The sequence below is a fragment of the Zavarzinia compransoris genome (assembly GCF_003173055.1).
Lineage (GTDB): Bacteria > Pseudomonadota > Alphaproteobacteria > Zavarziniales > Zavarziniaceae > Zavarzinia > Zavarzinia compransoris.
On record NZ_QGLF01000001.1, the window covers coordinates 1,129,061 to 1,145,456 of the forward strand.

Annotated in this window: 13 protein-coding genes; 5 read left to right on the forward strand and 8 right to left on the reverse strand. The window is 69.3% G+C overall.

Annotated features, from left to right (window positions below):
- Positions 1-58: 58 nt before the first annotated feature.
- On the forward strand, positions 59-703 hold the full coding sequence (locus DKG75_RS05500) for a TetR/AcrR family transcriptional regulator (protein ID WP_109920028.1): 645 nt from the start codon (positions 59-61) through the stop codon (positions 701-703).
- Positions 704-944: 241 nt separating this feature from the next.
- Here DKG75_RS05500 and DKG75_RS05505 read toward each other — a convergent pair whose 3' ends face one another.
- Both DKG75_RS05505 and DKG75_RS05510 read right to left on the reverse strand, forming a co-directional pair.
- Positions 945-2,159 carry a hypothetical protein gene (locus DKG75_RS05505; protein ID WP_109920029.1) on the reverse strand — a complete coding sequence of 405 codons (1,215 nt, stop codon included), beginning with the start codon at positions 2,157-2,159 and terminating at the stop codon, positions 945-947.
- Between the two features lie 452 nt (positions 2,160-2,611).
- Entirely contained in the window at positions 2,612-3,796 is a 1,185-nt protein-coding gene (locus tag DKG75_RS05510; RefSeq protein WP_243746448.1) for an aminotransferase-like domain-containing protein, read from the reverse strand.
- Positions 3,797-3,996: 200 nt separating this feature from the next.
- On the opposite strand from DKG75_RS05510, the gene DKG75_RS05515 reads away from it, so the two are divergent.
- The 3 genes from DKG75_RS05515 (at position 3,997) to DKG75_RS05525 (ending at position 8,643) form a co-directional block, all read left to right on the forward strand.
- Positions 3,997-5,811, forward strand: a complete 1,815-nt coding sequence (locus DKG75_RS05515; protein ID WP_109920031.1) for an ABC-F family ATP-binding cassette domain-containing protein — start codon at positions 3,997-3,999, stop codon at positions 5,809-5,811.
- Positions 5,812-5,924: 113 nt separating this feature from the next.
- On the forward strand, positions 5,925-7,856 hold the full coding sequence (locus DKG75_RS05520) for a potassium transporter Kup (RefSeq protein ID WP_109920032.1): 1,932 nt from the start codon (positions 5,925-5,927) through the stop codon (positions 7,854-7,856).
- Between the two features lie 19 nt (positions 7,857-7,875).
- On the forward strand, positions 7,876-8,643 hold the full coding sequence (locus DKG75_RS05525; protein ID WP_109920033.1) for a TrmH family RNA methyltransferase: 768 nt from the start codon (positions 7,876-7,878) through the stop codon (positions 8,641-8,643).
- Here DKG75_RS05525 and DKG75_RS05530 read toward each other — a convergent pair.
- Together DKG75_RS05530 and DKG75_RS05535 are read right to left on the reverse strand one after the other, a co-directional pair.
- Entirely contained in the window at positions 8,624-9,556 is a 933-nt protein-coding gene (locus DKG75_RS05530; protein WP_109920034.1) for a hypothetical protein, read from the reverse strand. The two genes, DKG75_RS05525 and DKG75_RS05530, sit on opposite strands and share 20 nt — an antisense overlap.
- The gene (locus DKG75_RS05535) at positions 9,553-10,941 is read right to left on the reverse strand and encodes a hypothetical protein (RefSeq protein ID WP_109920035.1); all 1,389 of its coding nucleotides are present in this window, start codon (positions 10,939-10,941) and stop codon (positions 9,553-9,555) included. The genes DKG75_RS05530 and DKG75_RS05535 overlap by 4 nt, the downstream gene beginning before the upstream one ends.
- A gap of 113 nt (positions 10,942-11,054) precedes the next feature.
- Here DKG75_RS05535 and DKG75_RS05540 point away from each other — a divergent pair, with 113 nt between their 5' ends.
- Positions 11,055-12,179, forward strand: a complete 1,125-nt coding sequence (locus DKG75_RS05540) for a DegT/DnrJ/EryC1/StrS family aminotransferase (protein ID WP_109920036.1) — start codon at positions 11,055-11,057, stop codon at positions 12,177-12,179.
- Between the two features lie 298 nt (positions 12,180-12,477).
- On the opposite strand, the gene DKG75_RS05545 is transcribed toward DKG75_RS05540, so the two are convergent.
- From DKG75_RS05545 to DKG75_RS05560, 4 genes are all read right to left on the reverse strand, one after another.
- Positions 12,478-13,158 carry a LuxR C-terminal-related transcriptional regulator gene (locus tag DKG75_RS05545; protein ID WP_109920037.1) on the reverse strand — a complete coding sequence of 227 codons (681 nt, stop codon included), beginning with the start codon at positions 13,156-13,158 and terminating at the stop codon, positions 12,478-12,480.
- Positions 13,155-15,416: a sensor histidine kinase gene (locus DKG75_RS05550; RefSeq protein WP_109920038.1), complete on the reverse strand. Its 2,262-nt coding sequence runs from the start codon at positions 15,414-15,416 to the stop codon at positions 13,155-13,157. The genes DKG75_RS05545 and DKG75_RS05550 overlap by 4 nt, the downstream gene beginning before the upstream one ends.
- A gap of 69 nt (positions 15,417-15,485) precedes the next feature.
- On the reverse strand, positions 15,486-15,848 hold the full coding sequence (locus DKG75_RS05555) for a response regulator (protein WP_109920039.1): 363 nt from the start codon (positions 15,846-15,848) through the stop codon (positions 15,486-15,488).
- A 78-nt stretch (positions 15,849-15,926) separates the two neighbouring features.
- Complete coding sequence (locus DKG75_RS05560) at positions 15,927-16,349, reverse strand: DUF6362 family protein (protein ID WP_109920040.1); 423 nt, start codon at positions 16,347-16,349, stop codon at positions 15,927-15,929.
- Positions 16,350-16,396: the final 47 nt, after the last annotated feature.

Consider the following 16,396-nt stretch of genomic DNA (forward strand, 5'->3'; position numbering starts at 1 on the left):
CCTTATCCCCGTCTTGTCTCGTCCCCGTCCCCTGTGCCGTCGCGGAGCCTTTAACAGCATGCCCGATCCCGCCAAGAAGCCCCGTCGCCGCCAGCCGCGTTCCCTCGGCCGGGAAGAGCGGACCCAGGCCCTGCGCCAGGCGATCGTCGATTCCGCCATCGCCGAATTCGCGGCCCTTGGCTATGGCGGGGCGTCGCTGCGCTCGATCTCGGCCCGTACCGGCATCGAACTCGGCCATCTCGGCTATCATTTCAGCACCAAGATGGAATTGTGGCAGGCCGCCGTCGCCAGCATCTTCGACGCCATGCCGAAGCCGGCCGACCAGCCCGTGGCCGAAACCCCGGCCGAGGCCCGGGCCACCGTCGCCCGGCTGATCGCCGACTATGCCTCCTTCTGCCTGTCCCACCCCGAGCATATCCAGATCGTCTTCAGCGAGGCCGCCGCCGGCGGCGAGCGCATGGACTGGATCACCCGGCACTACCTGAACGATATTGTTTCAGGGTTTTCTCACCATATCGAAGCGGTTCATCGCCAAGGCGTCCTGAAAACCATCGAGCCGGCGATCTTCATTTCCGCCCTCGTCGGCATTTCGGCGATCAATTTCGCCCTGCCGCCGCTCCGCGACGTGCTGATGGGCGGCGGAATCGGCGCCGATGCCCTGGCGAAGCTGCTGAGCACGCTGGTGGAGGGGCCGGGGGAATAATCCGGATTGGCGGCCGTTCGGCTCGAACAGGCACGGAATCGTCCCAATTTGCTATTTTTTGACGAGTGACAAATTTTAGCCGCAGGCGTAGACAGAGCCTGCGTGTGAGCCCTTATGCACGCCGCCCGGGTTTAGCGCCGGGCCGACTTGATGGCGTCGGGTGTCCCCCCGGCGCCATTTTTTTGTGCCGCCCAGCAAAAAGGGCGGCCGAAGCCGCCCTTTTCAAGGGGTCCCGCCCGCCTTACGGCAGCAGGGCGCCGAGGCCGGGAATGGCGCCCAGCTGGTTGGCGATATCGGTCGGCGTGGAGCCGAGGCCGATGCCCTGGATGACCGCGTTGAGACCGTCGATCAGCGGGTTCAGGGCCGAGTTCTGCGTGCCGACCAGGGCCTGCACCACTTCGCTCAGGGGCGCGAGGGCGCCCTGGCCGAGGGCGGTCAGGTCCGCCAGCGGGCCGGTCAGGGCGCTGAGGGCGCCGTCGGTCGGGTTCAGCAGCTGGTCCACGAGGTCGGTGACCGGATCGAGCACGGTATTGTTGGTCAGGCCGCCCAGGGTGCACTGCACGGTGCTGATCAGGTCCGGCGTCTGGCAGTTCTGGCTGTTCGGGGGGGTATCGTCGCCCGGGTCGTTGTTGCCGTCCTCGCCGATGTCGCCGAACGGCTCGCCGCCGTTGATGGCGCCGCCCGCCTTGCTGATCTGGCGGATGCCGAAGCCGCTCGGATCCGACAGGAAGAAGTTCGGCCGGCCGTAATTGCGGTGCAGTTCCTGCAGGCTGGGGGTGGATTCGGCAGCGCTGTCGGCGACCGAAAGCACCGTGCGGCCGGTGAAGTAGAGGCGGATGCCGCCGTAGCCGGTGGCGCCCTTGTCGTCGAAGGCGCCGGCCGCGAAGAGGGCAAGGCCCGGGACATCGGTCAGCAGTGCTTCGACCTGGACGTCGCCGCCGAGGCCGACCGTATCGGAATAGGTCACGCCGCCGCCGAGACGCAGGTTCGGGTTCGGGTAGACCGCGAGGCCGACGCGGCCATAGACCTGATCCTCGAGGATCTGGCCCGTGGTGAAGCCGACGGCGCCTTCGAGGGTGAGGTTGTCGATATAGTATTCGGCAATGCCCGAGACCGCGTATTGCGAATAGCTGTCGACATAATAGCCGCCGCCGGCGATGCCGACGGTATAGGCCTGGGGATCACGGTAGAACAGCTGCACCGCGCCGCCGGCGAAACCCGCCTCGTCCGCGACGAAGCCGGCAATGCCGTCGAACTGCACCGCGAAGGAACCGTCCACCGGCACCGTCAGGCTGGGCGCGCCGCCGAACAGCCCGCCGTTCTCGTCGCCGCCGCCGAAGATCGACAGCTGGCCGCTGACCTCGGAAACCGGCCCCGAGTCCTGCGCGCCGACGAAAGTGGCACCGGCGACCGCAGCGGCAAACACCGCCGAGCCAAGGATCGCATTGATCTTCATCGTTTCTCTGCCCCTGTAGAAACTTTGGGAATCCCCGTCCCGGGTGCAGCGACTCGACTGCAAGCCCACGTTTCAGGTGGCCGGCGACAACCACCGAAAACCCCGCGCCGACTCGCCAATGTGTCTGCCAGACATCCTCGGGACGAACATCCGAGACTTTGCGCGAAACAGGCTGTGTTGAGCTGGCAACTTCACTCATATTGCCGTGTTATTAATTTCACAATGAATGCAACAAACATTCATTATGGAAACATATCTATCGTCCAAGCTGCATGTAGCGGCTTGCCTGTTACCTGAATCCTGCGGTTTTTCCGCCGTTTTTTGCCTTCACCACGGCTTCGGGGCGATTTTTGCAGCGCACAACTATCGCAGGAATGGTGTTAATAGTTGACGCGGGGCGATCCAATCGCCCCGCATCCGCGGCCATCCCCCCTCGACAGGCGGGATGACGATCACGCGCCCGCGCGGACCTGCCGGATCAGGGCGCCGAGGCGGCCGATGCCGGCCTCGATCTGGCCCGGATCGGACAGGGAATAGGACAGGCGCAGCCGGTTGTCGCACCGCCCCTCGCCGTAGAAGGCGCCGCCGGGCACGAAGGCGACCCGGCATTCGGCGATCGCCCGCGCCAGCAGGGCGGCGCCGCTCATCCCCTCGGGCAGGCTGACCCAGACGAACATCCCGCCCTCGGGCCGGGTCCAGGTGACGCCTTCCGGCATGTGGCGGGCCAGGGCCGCCAGCATAGCGTCGCGCCGCTGGTGATAGACCTTGCGGATCTTCTCGACCTGGGCGTCGTAGACCGCCGCCGCGACCTCATGCATCACCATCTGGTTGATGGTCGGGCTGTGCAGGTCCGCCGCCTGCTTGGCCAGCACGATCTTGGCGATCGCCGCCGAGGGGCCGCAGATCCAGCCCACCCGCAGCGCCGGCACCAGGGTCTTCGAGAAGGTGCCACAGTAAAGCGTGCGGCACTGCTCGATCCCGCCCGAACGCTCGACATCCAGGGCCTGGATCGCGCGGACCGGCTCGCCGTCGTAGCGCAGCGCCTGATAGGCCGCATCCTCGACCACCAGCGTATCGAGCGCCGCCGCAAGGTCGAGCAGCGCCAGGCGCTCGGCTAGCGGCACGGTCTCGCCGGAAGGGTTGGAGAAATCGGGCACCAGATAGGCAAGGCCGACGCGCCCGCCCGCCGCTGCCGCCGCCTCGCGATAGGAATCGGGCGTGCGATTGCCGCCCAGCGCCAGCGTGTCGTAGCGCGGCTCGTAAGGATTAAAAGCCTGGAGCGCGCCGAGATAGGTCGGCGCGGTCACCAGGGCGGTATCGCCCGGCGACAGGAACAGCTTGCCGATGAAGTCCAGGCCCTGCTGCGAGCCCGCGGTGATGACGATATTGCCGATATCGCAGGGCACGCCCAGGGCCGCCATATGGCGGACGATCCAGGCCCGCAGCGGCGCATAGCCTTCCGAGACCGAATATTGCAGCGACGGCCCGGAGCGCGCCGGATCGGCCAGGATGCGGGCATAGGCCTGTTCGACCACGCCGGTCGGGAACAGGGCGGGATCCGGAATGCCGCCGGCAAAGGAAATCACATCCGGCTGGTCCAGCAGCTTCAGCAATTCGCGGATTTCGGAGGCATTCATGCGGCTGGCGCGTTTTGCGAAACTATCTTTCCAGACAATGTTTTCGGCAGACATTTTATTTCATCCCATGATGGATATGGGCACATAAATGCCTCAAGCCGCGCGTTAGGTCAATAGTGCTGCCTTAAAATCCGGAAACCCCGGCGCGCCCGCCGAGGTTGATCTCCGGGCGCGGTGCGGCTATTGACGGGCCCGACATCATGGCAGCACCGCTTCTCACCCTTCGCGATATTCATGTCGGCTACGGCGGACACCCGGTCATCGACGGCGCCGAACTCATCGTCGGCGAAGGCGACCGCCTGTGCCTCGTCGGGCGCAACGGCTCGGGCAAGTCGACGCTGCTGAAGATCGCCGCCGGCCTGGTCGAGCCCGACCGCGGCGAGCGCATCCTGCAAAGCGGCGTCACCATCCGCTACCTGCCGCAGGAGCCCGACCTCAGCGCCTTTCCGAGCGTCATCGCCTATGTCGAGGCCGGCCTCGCCCCGGGCGACGACGCCTATCGGGCGCGCAGCCTGCTGCTTTCCCTCGGCCTGACCGGGGACGAGGACCCGCGCAGCCTGTCGGGCGGGGAGATCCGCCGGGCGGCGCTTGCCCGGACGCTGGCGCCCGAGCCCGATATCCTGCTGCTCGACGAGCCGACCAACCACATGGACCTGCCAGCCATCGAATGGCTGGAAGACGAATTGAAGCGCAGCCGCTGCGCCCTGGTGCTGATCAGCCACGACCGCCGCTTCCTGACCGCCCTCTCCCGCTCGACCGTCTGGATCGACCGGGGCGTCGCCCGCCGCATCGAGCGCGGCTTCGCCGCCTTCGAGGACTGGCGCGACGAGGTTTTCGAACAGGAAGAGCGCGAGCGCCACAAGCTGGACCGCAAGATCGTGGCCGAACTCGACTGGCTGCGCCACGGCGTCTCGGGCCGGCGCAAGCGCAACATGCGCCGCCTCGGCGAATTGCACGGCATGCGCCGGGACCGGCGCGAGGAGCGGAAAGCGGTCGGCACGGTGAAAATGGCCGTCGGCGAAGGCGACATCTCGGGCAAGACCGTGATCGAGGCGAAGGGCGTCTCCAAGGCCTACGACGGCCGCGCCATCTTCGCCGGCCTCGACCTGCGCCTGCGCCGGGGCGACCGGCTGGGCATCGTCGGGCCGAACGGCGCCGGCAAGACCACGCTGATCAACGTCCTGACCGGGATCCTCGCCCCCGACGGCGGCGAGGTCCGCCTCGGCACCAATCTCCAGATGGTCACCCTCGACCAGAAGCGGGAATCGCTGGCCCCGACCACCACCTTGCAGGATGCCCTGACCGGCGGCGGCAGCGACCAGGTCGAGGTCGCGGGCAGTTACAAGCACGTCATCGGCTACATGAAGGACTTCCTGTTCGGGCCGGAACAGGCGCGCACGCCGCTCGGCGTGCTGTCGGGCGGGGAACGGGGCCGGGTGATGCTGGCCCGGGCCCTGGCGAAGCCGTCCAACCTTCTCGTCCTCGACGAGCCGACCAACGACCTCGATCTCGAAACCCTGGACCTGCTCGAGGAAATCCTGGCCGACTACGCCGGCACCGTGCTGCTGGTCTCGCACGACCGCGACTTCCTCGACCGCATCGCCACCTCGATCCTGGCCTACGAGGGGCCGGGCGCCTGGGTCGAATATGCCGGCGGCTACAGCGACATGGTGGCGCAGCGCGGCCGCGGCGTCGAAGCGCGGGAACAGGCCCCGGCCGCCGCCGGCAAGCCCGCCCCCGCCGCCACGTCTGCGGAAGCCCCCCGTGCAGCGGCGAAGCGCAAGCTCTCCTTCAAGGAAAAGCACGCGCTGGAAACCCTGCCGAAGACGATCGAGAAATTGCAGGCGGAAATCGCCGGCCTCCAGGCCCGGCTCGACGACGGTACCCTGTTCGGCCGCGATCCCGCCCAATTCCAGAAGACGGTGGCCCGGATCGACGCGGCGCAGGGCGAGCTTGCCGCCGCCGAGGATGAATGGCTGGCCCTCGAAATGCTGCGCGAAGAACTCGAGGGCTGAGCCCGCCGCCCGCCCCCGGAGCACGGGCGGCGATATTTTCATTGCGGTGCAGAACGGGCTAGGCGGCCGCGCCCCGCCCCGTCATAGTCACCGGACCCTTTGCGGAGCATCTGATGAGCAATCCCGCCCCGGCCCCAACCGCAGGCGAGACCAAGACGAGCGGCGCCCAGGTCCCCGATCCGACCGCCGACCGCAAGCGCTTATGGGCGCTCGTGCTCGGCAGCGTCGGCGTCGTCTACGGCGACATCGGCACCAGCCCGCTCTATGCCTTCCGCGAAGCCCTGATCCATACCGCGTCCCGGGAACCCGTCACCCAGCCCATGGTGCTGGGCGTCCTGTCCATGATCCTGTGGGCGCTGATCATCATCGTCACCACCAAATACGTCATCCTGCTGCTGCGCGCCGATAACAACGGCGAGGGCGGCGCGCTGTCCCTGATGGCGCTGGCGCGGCGCGCCATGGCGAAGCGCACCGGCTTCGTGCTCGGCCTCGGCATCATCGGCGCGGCGCTGTTCTACGGCGACGCGGTGGTGACGCCGGCGATCTCGGTGCTGTCCTCGGTCGAGGGGCTGAAGCTGGTCACCCCCATCTTCGATCCTTACGTCGTGCCCATCACCATCGGCATCATCATGGCCCTGTTCCTGGTGCAGAGCCGGGGCACGTCCAAGGTCGCAGTCTTCTTCGGCCCGATCATGGTGGTCTGGTTCCTGGCGCTGGCCGTCACTGGCGCCAGCCATATCGCCGACGAGCCGGCGGTCTTCCTCGCCTTCAACCCGGCCTATGCGGTCGAATTCCTGCTGGAACACAAGACGGTCGGGATCATCGCCCTCGGCTCGGTGCTGCTGGCCGTGACCGGGGCGGAATCGCTCTATGCCGACCTCGGCCATTTCGGCCGGAAGCCGATCCAGATCGCCTGGGCCGCCCTGGTCTTTCCCTCGCTGACCCTCAATTATCTCGGCCAGGGCGCCCTCGTCCTGTCGCGGCCGGAAGCGCTGGAAAACCCCTTCTTCCTGCTGGCGCCGGACTGGGGTCTGATCCCCATGGTGCTGCTCGCGACCATGGCGACCGCGATCGCCGCCCAGGCGGTGATCACCGGTGCCTTCTCCCTGACCCGGCAGGCGATCCAGCTCGGCATCCTGCCGCGCATGGAGATCCGCCATACCTCGGGCGAGCATGCGGGCCAGATCTACCTGCCCCGGGTGAACAAGCTGATGCTGCTCACCGTCATCATCCTGGTGCTGTCGTTCAAGTCGTCGGGCAATCTCGCCTCCGCCTACGGCATCGCGGTGACCGGGACCATGGTGGTCACCGCCCTCCTCCTCTTCGTCGTCATGCGCTATCGCTGGCGGCTGCCGCTGGCGGTCGCCCTGCTGGTGATCTCGCCCTTCCTGCTGATCGACCTCACCTTCCTCGGCGCCAACCTGCTCAAGGTGCTGGACGGCGGCTGGGTGCCGCTGGTGATGGCGGCGACGCTGGCGACCCTGATGGCGACCTGGGTGCGCGGCACCCGCATCCTGGCCGAGAAGTCGCGGCGCGACAGCCTGCCGCTGCTCGACGTCGTCGCCATGCTGGAGCGCAGCCACCCCCACCAGGTGCCGGGCACGGCCATGTTCCTGACCTCGACGCCGAATGTCGCCCCGGTCGCCCTGATGCACAACCTGAAGCACAATAAGGTGCTGCACGAACAGAATGTGATCGTGACCATCGAAGTGGCGCAGGAACCCCATATCGATCCGGAATCCCGGGTCACCGTGCAGTCGCTCAGCCCGCGGATCATGCTGATGCGGGTATTCTACGGCTATATGGAAAGCCCGAACCTGCCCCGCGCGCTGGCCGCCGCCCGCAAGCTCGGCCTCAAATACGACATCATGAGCACGTCGTTCTTCCTCGGCCGCCGCTCGCTGCGCCCGGGCAGCAAGGGCGGGCTCCGGCTGTGGCAGAACCGGCTCTATATCTCGCTGGCGCGCAATGCCTCGGACGCCACGGAATTCTTCCAGATCCCGTCCGACCGGGTGATCGAGCTCGGCACCCAGATGACGATCTGAGCCGGGCCCGATCCGCGCCATGACCCGCGTCATCGCCATCGACAGCGAACAGAACGAGCGCTTCCGCACCTGGGAACGGCTGCTGGAGGGGCGCGGCATCCGCAAGCACGGCGCCTTCCTGCTGGCCGGGCGGAAGACCGTGCCCGAAGCCCTGGCCGCGGTGCCGGACCGGTTCACCGCCGTCATCGCCCCGGATACGCCGGCCCTCGACCAGCTGGCGCCCCTGCTGCCCGCCCATCTCGCCCGCCATGTCCTGGCCCGGCCGCTGTTCGAGCGGCTGGACGTCTCGGGCACGCGGCTGCCGCTGCTGGTCGGCACGGTGCCCGCCTTCGCCGAAGCCGATCTCGCCGCCCCGCCCCGGGGCCTCGAACTCGCCTGCGCCCTGGGCGACCCCAGCAACCTGGGGGCGCTGCTGCGCTCCGCCGCCGCCTTCGGGGTCCGGCGCGTGATCCTGCTGCCGGAAGCGGCCCATCCGTTTCACCCGAAATGCCTGCGCGGCGCCGCCAATGCGGTGTTCCGCCTCGATTTCGTCCGTACCCGCGGCTGGGCGGCGCTGGCCGCCGGGGCCGGCCCCCTGCTCGCCCTCGACGGCGGCGGCGCGGACCTGACCCGGTTCTCCTGGCCCGGCGATCTCCGCCTCGTCCTCGGCGAGGAAGGCCAGGGCCTGCCCGCCGACCTCGCGGCGGCCCGCCTCGCCATCCCGACCAGCGGCGCGGTCGAATCCCTGAACGCGACGGTCGCCGCCTCGATCGCGCTGCAACATTGGTTCAGCCGCCGCCCCGCCTGACCGGGCGCCCAGCAAGGCGGCGGCCGATCCCGAGCCCCAGCACCAGGAGAACGGCGCCGAGGCCGGCCGTGGCCAGGGGCCGGAAGCGCCAGCCGGCCAGCCGCACCCGCCCCGGTTCCGAAGCGCGAGAGGTCACCTCGACCCGATCGCCGGGGGCGACCGCGGGCGCCGGCTCGTCCAGCCCCGGGATCGCCACGGCGCCGGGCAACCCCTGCAGGGCAACCTCGCCCCGCCCGTCCGGCAGGCGCACCAGGACCGCGGGCAGCAGCACCGCCTTGCCGGCCGGGGCAGCACCCGTCACCGGCAGGCGGTGCCATGTGCTCGCCACGACCTCGGCCGTCATCCGCTCGCCCAGCAGCCGGTCCAGCGGCCGCACCGCCCCCTGGTTGAGGCCGGACCAGCCGACCGCACCGCCGAGGACGACGAGCACGGCCGCGATCACCCCGGCGTAGGCGCGGATGAACCCCGCCCCCGCCAGCCCGACCACGGCAAGGCCGAGCGGCAGCATAAACAGGCCGATCAGGCCGATGGCCGTGCCCCCGGCCAGCATGAAGAGATCCGGGTCATGGCGATAGATCGTGCCGGCGAAGGCCCGCACCCGCAGGGCGCCGTCCTCGACCTGATCGGCCAGGACATCCGCGACCGCGCCGGCACCATCGATCCGCTGATAGCCGCCGACGATGCCGCTGCGCCCGTCCGCCAGCCGGACGGTGACCGCGAGATCGATCGTGTGCAGGCTGCCCTTCACCCGCCGTTCGACGATCTCGATCGCCAGGATCTCGGCCGGGGCCGGGCCGGCAAGGAAACTGCTGGCCGGGGCCGGGGCAAGCGCATGCAGCCAGACCCAGGCGATGAACAGGGACGCCCCGGCGATCAGCAGCGGTATCGCGGCCAGAAACCGGCCGAGGATCACGGCAGGCCGTCAAGGCAGGCGATCAGGGCCGGGGCTTCGCTCAAGGGACAGGTCACCGGCTCGCCGGCCCGACCGGACCGCTTGACCGCGATGGTCTCGGCCTTGCCGTCGCCGTCCGCATCGGTGGCGCCGATCACTTCGAGGTCCGGCACATCGACCGGGACCACCATGCCGCCGGCCGCCGTCGGCACCACCAGGGCCGAGATCGCCTCGCCCCGATAGGCGGCAAGCAGCGCCGGCACCGGGGCCTTGCCGCCGAGATAGAGGGGCGAGGCCAGCACCGGGCAATGATCGAGCGTCGCGAGGCCGAGACCGGCGCCGAAACGATCCAGCAGTTCGACCCTGGCCTCCCCGTCCGCCGGGCAATCGATGCGGGCGAAACCGGCCAGCGGCCCGCGCAGGGCGGAGACCGGCTGCACCAGCCCGCGCCCCGCCGCCGGCACCACGATGCCATCCTCGAGCAGCGGCGCGACCAGCGTCTCGAAACCGTTGAGGGCGACCAGTTCGCGCCAGTGGTGGCGGGCGGCGAAGGCCTGGACCAGGATGCGGCCGACCTCGGGCGGCGCCCCCGCCGCCTTCAGCAGGGCCAGCGCCTTGGCCGCCTCGCCTTCGGCGAAACGCTCGAAGACGGCGGCAGGCATGCGCGCCAGCCATTTCAAGGGCTCCTGCCCGGCCCCCGGCGCCACTTCGGCCAGCAGGGCGGCAAGCTCGGCATCGCCGGTCAGGTAGAAGGGCACGTCGTCGCAGGACGGCACCCCTTCCTCGTAGACGCCGGGGCGGCGGCAGGCCTCGAGCAGGGCCGGCCGGCCGGCGGCATCGACCCGCTGTTGTTCCGGCGCGGGCACGAAGCCGGCCGCCGTCAGGCGCCAATAGACCGGCGGAAAAGGCGAGCCGGCGAAGGAACGGTCGAAGGCATAGGCGAAGCTGGCATCGTGGGAGGGCACGAACCAGCCGGCCGGGGTTTCGACGATGCCGACCGTATCCCCCTCCTGGCGCGGGCTGACGGCCAGCAGGCCGGGGATACCGCCCAGGCGGAACACTTCGACGCGGGAACAGCAATGCGCCCCGCCCCAATAGTGGCGGAAGGCGGCCAAAGGCTCGGCCACGCCCTCGATGCGGATGTCCGCCCGCAGCAATTCCCAGGATTCCGTATCGCCCTGGCCCGTGAAGGCGGCCACCACCTTGCCGTCGGGCCCGAGGAAGCGCAGGCCCGCCGCATCCCAGTTTTCATAGTCGGCGGGATCGGCGGCGGGATCCAGCGGATGGCGGTACATCTCGGCCTTGAAGCCGGGCACGCTCCAGCCCTCCCCGTCCTCGGCGAGGGCGGCACCGCCGCCGAACGCCAGTAGCGCGACGAACCCCAGAACCCGGCCCAGATACGACATCCGCTTCTCCCCGTCTTCGATCAGCCATGCATGCGCCGCGCTTGCGGGACGACGCCAGTTCGGCCAAACCCTGTACAGCATTCCAGCACTTTCGAGACTCGAAGGATGTGAACATGACCACCCCGCCCATTCCCTTCATCGACCTGAAGACCCAGCGCGCCCGCATGGGCAGCGCCGTGGACGAGGCGATCCTCAAGGTGGTCAATCACGGCGCCTATATCATGGGGCCGGAAGTGATCGAACTGGAACGCCAGCTCGGCGAATTCTGCGGCGCGAAGCATGTGCTGTCCTGCGCCAACGGCACCGACGCCCTCGGCCTCGTGCTGATGGCGAAGGGCGTGGGCCCGGGCGATGCGGTCTTCGTGCCCGCCTTCACCTTCGTCGCCACGGCGGAAGTGGTGGCCTGGGTCGGCGCCACGCCGGTCTTCGTCGATGTCGACGAGGACAATTTCAACATGAACCCGGCCCATCTCGCCGCCTCGATCAAATGGGCGCGCGACAACGGCCTGCGCCCGGTCGGCGTCATCCCGGTCGACCTGTTCGGCCAGCCGGCCGACTATCAGGCGATCCTGCCCATCGCCGAGGCCGAAGAACTGTGGCTGATGTCGGACGCGGCGCAGAGCTTCGGCGCCAAGCTGAACAACCGCGCGGTCGGCACCTTCGGCCTCGCCACCGCGACCAGCTTCTTCCCGGCGAAGCCGCTTGGCTGCTACGGCGACGGCGGCGCGGTCTTCACCGACGACGACGAATTGATCGAAGTCCTGCGCTCGATCCGCATCCACGGCCAGGGCAGCGACAAATACGAGAATGTCCGCATCGGCATCAACGGCCGCCTCGACACCATCCAGGCCGCCGTGCTGATCGAGAAGCTGAAGCTCTTCCCCGACGAGATCGAAGCCCGCGACCGTGTCGCCAGCCGTTACAACGCTGGCCTCGCCGATGTCGCCCGGGTGCCGCACCTCCGCGCCGGGACGACCAGCGTCTGGGCGCAATATACCCTGGTCCTGAACGATCGCGACAAGGTGGCGGCGGCCTGCAAGGCGGCCAATGTCCCGACCGCGATCTATTACCCGATCCCGCTCAGCCATCAGCTCGGTTACAAGCATTTCCCGACCGGGCCGGGCGGCGTGCCGGTTTCCGAGCGCCTGTCGGCCGGGGTCCTGAGCCTGCCCATGCATCCCTATCTCGCCCCCGACGTGCAGGACCGCATCATCGATACCGTCCGCCAGGCGATCTGAATTCATCCATCAGGCGGGGCATTCGGGCAGGCGGGGGCCGGGAACGGCCCCGCTGCCTCGACGGCCCTGGCCGCCCCCCGGCGGCCAGCACTGCCCGCGCGGGGCGTCGCTGCCGGGCAGTCATCCATCGCCGGGATTGCAGCCCGATTTTCCGCGCCCCCCGGCAGCGGAAAATTGGTCACGGGCACCGTCACTCCCGACGCGGATCGGCACGTCGATGGCAGCCGGGGCCGCCGCCCGAACCTTAACCATGGCGGCAAGGGCGGAGATATCCCCGGAACAGGGGGAAATACCCGATTCAGACCAGGCCGCGCCGCGCCGCTTCCAGCGCCGCCTCGGCGCGGGACGAGACGTGCAACTTGCGATAGATGGTCTTCACGTAACCGGCGACGGTGTGTTCGGTCAGGCCGAGGACATCCGCCGCCTCGGCGACGCGCAGGCCCCGGCCGATCAATTGCAGCACGTCGACCTCGCGGCGGGTGAGATTGGCATCGTCCGGCACGATTTCCGGCGGCACGATTTCCGGCCGCGGCGCGGCGGCACGGAAGTGATTGAGCATGCGCCGCGCGATCGAGGGCGACAGGGGCGGTTCCCCCTGCTCGATCCGGCGCAGATAGGTGCCGAGCCGGCCGAGGTCGACATCCTTCAGCAGATAGCCCTGCGCGCCCGCCCCGAGAGCGTCGAACAGATGGCCGTCGTCGTCGAAGATCGTGGTCACGACGGTCAGGGTCGCCGGATAGCCGCCGGCGAGAAGGCGGATCAGGTCGATGCCCGAGCCGTCCGGCAGGGCGAGATCGATCAGGCCGATGGCCCGGCGCTGCGGGCCGAGAGCGGCGGCGATCCAGGCCCGGGCGCCGGCCAGATCGGCGAAGGCGAAGACCTCGATCCCGGGAAAGGCGCTTTCGAGGGCGGCGACGAGGCTGGCGCGGGCTTCCGCCAGATCCTCGACCACGAAGCCGATGTCGGGCCTTGCGGTCATGATGCCGTCCGGCCGAGCGGCAGGGTGATCTCGATCGCGAAGCCGGCGGCCACCGGCGGGAAGGCGATCGTGCCCCCGACCGCGCCGACCCGGGCCGTCAGGTTGCGCAGGCCGTTGCCGCCCGGGGCCGCCCCGGCCCGGCCGATGCCCCCCAGGGCCGCCTCGGCCCGGCCGATGCCATTATCGGCGAAGGCGGCCCGCAGCAGGCCGCCGCCCCAGGCCAGGCGGATGTCGAGGCGCGACGCGCCCGAGTGACGGATGGCGTTGCTGACGATCTCGCGCGCCGCCGACACGAAGTGACGGTAGAGGGTGTAATCGACCATGACCTCTTCCCCCGCCGCCGGATTCATCGGCCAGTCGAGGGCGATGCCCGTGCCGTCCAGGCGCTGGAAGGTTTCGTGGCGGAGATCGGCCGCCACCACGGAGAGCGGCAGGCGGTCGCCGGCGAGCGCGCCCGCGATCGAACGGATATCGACGATCGCCTCGCGCAGGATCTTGCGCATATCGCCGATGTCGCCCTTGTGCAGGCCGGAGAGCAGGCGGGCGCCGACATCGTCGTGCAGGTCGCGGGAAATGCGCCGGCGCTCCTCGGCCACGCCGCGCTCATAGGCGCTGCGGCTGGCTTCGGCATGCTGCATCAGAAGGCCGAGCTGGCGGGCGAGATTGAGGTGCAGCAGGGAGAACAGCGCCCGCCCGCCGAAGGGATAGCGCAGGGCGAGGCCGCCGGTCTCCCCGGTCGGCGGCAGGCGCATTTCGGTGCCGTCGCCGCGCAGCTGCGCGATCCGCGGCGGTTCGGCCAGGGGCGCGATCTCGAGCGGATCGAACAGGCGTTCGAGCAGGGCGCGCCAGCGCCCGGCCCGTTCCTCGGCCGAGGCGCCGAAGGCGACCTCGATCACGGCGCGGAACAGTTCGGGTTCCGCCATGCGCCGGCGCGCCACCGTGCGCCGCCACAGGGCATCGCGCAGCGGCAGGTAGAGAAAGCCGACGAAGACCAGGGCAAGGCCGAGCGACGGCTCGGGCCCGAGATGCAGAACATAGAGCAGGGCGGCATCGAGGACCAGCATGGTCAGGATCGCACCGCCGTAGAAAAGCACGCGGAACGACCATTCGCCGATCGCGAACAGGCGATAGCGGCGCAGGCCCAGCGCGACGCCGAGATAGATCAGCAGGAAGAAGCCGAAGGCATAGCCTTGCGACATATAGGGTTCCCGGCCGATCAGCAGCGGCGCGCCGATGATCAGGATGAAGCACCCCGCCCCGATCGAAATGGTCAGGCCGAGCCAGTTCAGCGCGGCCCGCGCCGCCGCATCCCGCCGCGTCGCCAGCCATTGCGCGGCGACCGCCAGCACGATCGAGACCATCTCGGTCGCGGTCGGCAGGTAACGGGCGGTGGTCTGGCCGTCGAACAGGCGCAGGCGGTCGGCGGCGAAGCAGACGGCGACGAACAGGGTCAGCCAGACCAGGTGGCGGGTCGCCGCCAGGGGCATCGGATAGCGCAGGAACAGCGCCACCGCCGCCGCCCCGAACCCCATGGCGCCCAGGAAATTGGCCGCCGAGAGCCATTGGAACAGGATGCCGTCCAGCGCCAGTTCGCGCGAACTGTAGATCGCGGCGGCATGGGCCGACATGACCATGGCGACGCCGCTGACAATGAAGAAGCGCGGCGGCCAGTCGCGCGGGCGGATCGACCACACCCAGCCGCTGATCAGCAGGCTGCCGATGCCGGTGACGAACTGGACCCAGAAATCGACCGGCAGGTCGGCCAGCGGCCGTTCCCCGGGCACGACCGCCAGGGCCAGGGGCGCGCCGTCCGCGCCCGCATAGTGCAGAACCACCTGCCCCGCGCCCAGGATGGCATGCAGGGCGGACTGCCGGGCCATGAAGCGATCGAGGTCGGCATAGCTGGTGATGAAATCGGGTTCGGGGGTCAGGTCCTGCGCCTCCAGGGCCAGGACCGGGCCCCCGGGCACCGACAGGCCGTGCAGCACGCTGCCCGCCGGGACGGCGCTGCCGGGGCCGCCCGCGGCGGCGGCGATCACCGTCACCCTGCCGTCCGCGGCGACACCCAGGTGCAGGCCGAGCCAGGGCTGGGCCAGCACCGACCACATGGTACCGACCACGGCGGCGATGCACAGGGCCACCACCCACAGCATCAGGGTCGCCGGCTCGCGCGCCGACGCCGAACCCTCGACGGGAGCAATATCGATTGAGGAGGCCGCCGGCTCGCCCTGCCGCGCGCCCCGCGACAGGGACTTCATGCCCTTGTTCTACAATGAAAATCCGCCGAGATCAGCCTTCAACTGCACCCCAGGCGATACAAAGCGCTTTCAGGCGGCGAGCAGCGCCTCGCGCACGGTGGCGACCAATTCCTCGCTCGCCACCGGCTTGCCCAGGATATGGGAGGTCAGGGGCCGCAGGTCGGCCATGGCCTGGCCGGCATTGGCGCTGACCACGACCACCGGCACGCCCAGGTCCTCGACCAGGTGGCGGGTGGCGGAAACGCCGTCCAGCCCGCCTTTCAGGCGGATGTCCATCAGGGCGAGATCGGGCCGTTCCGCCGCCGCGACCACCAGCGCCTCGGCGGCATCGTCGAGGGGGCCGATGACTTCGAAGCCGGCGTCGGTCAGCACCGTATCAAGAAAGAAGGCGATGAAAGCCTCGTCCTCGACCACAAGAATGCGCTGCGCCATGATCTCGACCTGCCGGTTCGGTGCCGCGCCCGTGGCGGCATTCGCGGATCTGAATGTGAAAAGCCGGCGCTTGTTCCCTCAAACACCCATGTCCTGGACGCAGGCCCCCGCCCCTTGCGCCGCGGGCTGGTTCAGATGGCCGGCGATGATGCGCAGCGCCGCCGCCTGGCGATTGGCGATCGTGTTGCGGTGGCAGCCGATCATGCGGGCGAGGCGCGCCGCGGAAATCCCGCTGGCCAGCGCCCAGGCGATGCGGCGCTGCGCCTCGGTCAGCAGGGACAGCCAGCCGATCGTCGCCTCCAGCCGGTCGATGGCGCCCGGGCTGGGCGGGCCGAGGCGGACGCGCACCCCGGTGGAGGCCTGGACCGCCACCGATTCGCGCACCACATCGGGCCAGGCGGAGCGCAGGCCCAGGCGGTACTTCGTCTCCGTATCCGGCAGGCGGCGCAGGGTATCCGCCGCCTCCTCCAGCCGCGCTGCGACCAATTCACCCGTCCACATGGCATCGCCCCCGTCGCAACTATCGGAAGCATACTATCACGCGAACG

What these genes read in the sequence shown, in the direction of transcription:
- DKG75_RS05500 (WP_109920028.1), top strand. Translation starts at nt 59, where the DNA reads ATGCCCGATCCCGCCAAGAAGCCCCGTCGCCGCCAGCCGCGTTCCCTC.
- DKG75_RS05505 (WP_109920029.1), bottom strand. Translation starts at nt 2,159, where the DNA reads ATGAAGATCAATGCGATCCTTGGCTCGGCGGTGTTTGCCGCTGCGGTC.
- DKG75_RS05510 (WP_243746448.1), bottom strand. Translation starts at nt 3,796, where the DNA reads ATGAATGCCTCCGAAATCCGCGAATTGCTGAAGCTGCTGGACCAGCCG.
- DKG75_RS05515 (WP_109920031.1), top strand. Translation starts at nt 3,997, where the DNA reads ATGGCAGCACCGCTTCTCACCCTTCGCGATATTCATGTCGGCTACGGC.
- DKG75_RS05520 (WP_109920032.1), top strand. Translation starts at nt 5,925, where the DNA reads ATGAGCAATCCCGCCCCGGCCCCAACCGCAGGCGAGACCAAGACGAGC.
- DKG75_RS05525 (WP_109920033.1), top strand. Translation starts at nt 7,876, where the DNA reads ATGACCCGCGTCATCGCCATCGACAGCGAACAGAACGAGCGCTTCCGC.
- DKG75_RS05535 (WP_109920035.1), bottom strand. Translation starts at nt 10,941, where the DNA reads ATGTCGTATCTGGGCCGGGTTCTGGGGTTCGTCGCGCTACTGGCGTTC.
- DKG75_RS05540 (WP_109920036.1), top strand. Translation starts at nt 11,055, where the DNA reads ATGACCACCCCGCCCATTCCCTTCATCGACCTGAAGACCCAGCGCGCC.
- DKG75_RS05545 (WP_109920037.1), bottom strand. Translation starts at nt 13,158, where the DNA reads ATGACCGCAAGGCCCGACATCGGCTTCGTGGTCGAGGATCTGGCGGAA.
- DKG75_RS05550 (WP_109920038.1), bottom strand. Translation starts at nt 15,416, where the DNA reads ATGAAGTCCCTGTCGCGGGGCGCGCGGCAGGGCGAGCCGGCGGCCTCC.
- DKG75_RS05555 (WP_109920039.1), bottom strand. Translation starts at nt 15,848, where the DNA reads ATGGCGCAGCGCATTCTTGTGGTCGAGGACGAGGCTTTCATCGCCTTC.
- DKG75_RS05560 (WP_109920040.1), bottom strand. Translation starts at nt 16,349, where the DNA reads ATGTGGACGGGTGAATTGGTCGCAGCGCGGCTGGAGGAGGCGGCGGAT.